3 protein-coding genes are annotated in these 2481 nt (G+C 53.4%); 1 reads left to right on the plus strand and 2 read right to left on the minus strand.

Annotation, left to right across the window (positions count from 1 at the left end):
• On the plus strand, nt 1-181 hold a 181-nt coding region (locus tag GCWU000182_RS10260), incomplete at its 5' end, for a transposase (RefSeq protein WP_023391775.1).
• Nucleotides 182-448: 267 nt separating this feature from the next.
• Here the strand turns inward: GCWU000182_RS10260 and GCWU000182_RS05375 are convergent.
• Both GCWU000182_RS05375 and GCWU000182_RS10265 read right to left on the minus strand, forming a co-directional pair.
• Nucleotides 449-1420 (minus strand): NERD domain-containing protein, encoded by a 972-nt coding sequence (locus GCWU000182_RS05375; protein WP_023391777.1) that lies wholly within the window; start codon nt 1418-1420, stop codon nt 449-451.
• A gap of 410 nt (nt 1421-1830) precedes the next feature.
• The coding region (locus GCWU000182_RS10265) for an IS256 family transposase (RefSeq protein ID WP_023391779.1) at nt 1831-2481 on the minus strand (651 nt) is incomplete at its 5' end.

Raw genomic sequence — 2481 nt, forward strand, 5'->3', positions numbered from 1 at the left:
GCGGACTACTAACTCTGTCGAACGTTTGAACCGTGAAATCAGACGGCGGGATAAGGTCATTGGCGTCTACCCTAATGTCGCTTCTGCTGAGCGACTGATTGGCGCCATCCTCATTGATTTAAACGATGCTTGGCAGGCTAACGCACGCCCCTTCCTGGTCAACTTCACCAAACGCAAATAAGCTATAGGACAGCCTACATATTTTTACACAGGATTTTGGACTTGACTCAAAAACCCCGAAAAGTCGTGAGCCAGTGGACCACTTTTGAGAGTGGACCACTAGCTCCTGGAGAAAGGGCCGAAACCGGGTCAAAAGCTAGTAAAAGTCGTGAGCCAGTGGTCCACTTTAAAGAGTGGACCACTAGCTCCTGGGAACAAGGCAGCAACCAATTCAAAAGCCCCGAAAAAGGCACGAGCCAATAGACCACCAGCCCCCTTTCCCTGCGGACTAATGAATCTGAATGGGCTGATCAGGATTTTCTAGCAGCTCATGCAGCTTGAGGTGGGGCTGGGCGATGGCATAGGGCACGTTGGCGCCGTGGCCGTGGGCCTGCTGCTGAGCATAATGGGCCAGCAACTTGGACACAAGCTTGGGATTGGCGTCCTCTCCCAGAAAATCCAACACCGCCCGCCGCGTAATGGCCTGGTCAGGATGCAAGAGGGCGTACTCATAGAGGGCCCGCAAGTAGCAACGCGACTTGTTTTCACTGAAATCACAAGCGGGGCAGCTGCACTTATAACGCGTTCGTTCCAGCGGCCCCCAGCCACATTTCCCACAAAGCAGCCCCCGCCGCAGTAACTGCTCCTCGACCGGCGCCAGTTGACGCGGCCGGTGCGGGTTTTGGAATTGCCAGGGGCTGAGCGCCCTGAGGTAGAGGGACTGGCTGGCCAGGGGCGGCCTGCTAGTAAGCTGTCCGAGCAGGTCCAGCCACTGGGCGTAGGTCAGAAAATGGCCCGGCGTCCCCTCGAGGGCGAGTTGGTCGTCTGTGAAAATTAGCAGGGCCCGGATAGGAATGGGTGGTAGGTGGAAACTTTCGATAAATTGACGCAAGTCATCGACATGATTTTCAAGTTGATTGACTAAATTGTGGTGGTAGGGTCGATCATTGAGCAAACTTTTTTTGCCCTGGTAGCGGAAGGAGCCCGAGTAGTGCTTGGCCTCCAGCAGCAACAAGCAATCCGGCAAGACCAGCAACCCATCCAACTGGCTACCCCGAGTCGCCGGCCCCTCCCGACTAGGCAGCCAGACATCCTGCAGATAAATCGAGCTCAAGCCGGCTGCCTGGATACTGGAGTCCAGCCGACACTCCCCCTCGTAACCTTTTCGCAGACGGGCCAGCCTTCGTTGGTCCGAATCATTCAGTTCAAAACGCTGACTAAGCAGCTGATAAAAGTAGAAATCCCAAGTTGGCGGACGCATGCCGCATTCTCCTTTCGGTGTGAAAATGTATCTTCATATATAAATACCCGAAAAGGAGCCTTCTTGCACGAAAGCTCGAGATAAAAAGTTGATGAGAAGCTAGGAAAAGGGTAGGCCGCCGGCTTAAAAGGCTAGGAGAGAGGCGGAAACCAAGGCAAAGTTGCCGAAAAGCCGCGAGCTAGTGGTCCACTCCGTCGAGTGGACCACTAGCTCCCTGGAAAAGTGCGGAAACCAGGTCAAAAGCCCGAAAAGTCGTGAGCCAGTGGACCACTCCGCCGAGTGGACCACTGGCTCCCCGGGAAAGTGCGGAAACAGAGTCAAGTCCAAAATCCTGTGTAAAAATATGTAGGCTGTCCTATAGCTTATTTGCGTTTGGTGAAATTGACAAGGAAGGGGCGTGCGTTAGCCTGCTAAGCATCGTTTAAATCAATGAGGATGGCGCCAATTAATCGCTCAGCAGAAGCGACATTAGGATAGACGCCAATGACCTTATCTCGCCGTCTGATTTCACGGTTTAAACGTTCGACAGAATTAGTCGTCCGCAAGTTGGGATGATAAATCTCAGGCTCCATCATAAACTGGACGGCATCTTCAAAGCCCTCATCTAAAACCTTTAAGGCCTTCTGATAGCGAGGGTTGTCCGCGACAGAAGCCTCAAAATCTTCCTTAAGCCGCCTTGCATGTTCGGCGGTGGGCGCTTGGAAAATGGCCTTCAACTTTGCGCGTGCCTCTAAACTCCCTTTTCTGGGAATGGTCTCGACAATGTTGGACAAGAAATGAAAGACGCAACGCTGCCAAGGAACGCCGACAAAACAGTGCTGGATAGCGGCTCTGAGTCCGGAGTGAGCGTCTGAAATAATCAGGGTGGGCTGGCTCAAACCACGAGCACGTAGGGATTGAAGGAAGGTCAGCCAAGCCTCCTTGCTTTCTTCTTCTGACACCCAAAAGCCAATGATTTCGCGCTTGTTGGCCTCGTTGACCCCTTGGGCTAGGTAGACCGCCTTGGACACCACGCGGCCCTCTTCGCGCACCTTAATGTAAAGGGCATCGAGGTAGAGATA

The sequence above is a fragment of the Abiotrophia defectiva ATCC 49176 genome (assembly GCF_000160075.2).
GTDB lineage: Bacteria > Bacillota > Bacilli > Lactobacillales > Aerococcaceae > Abiotrophia > Abiotrophia defectiva.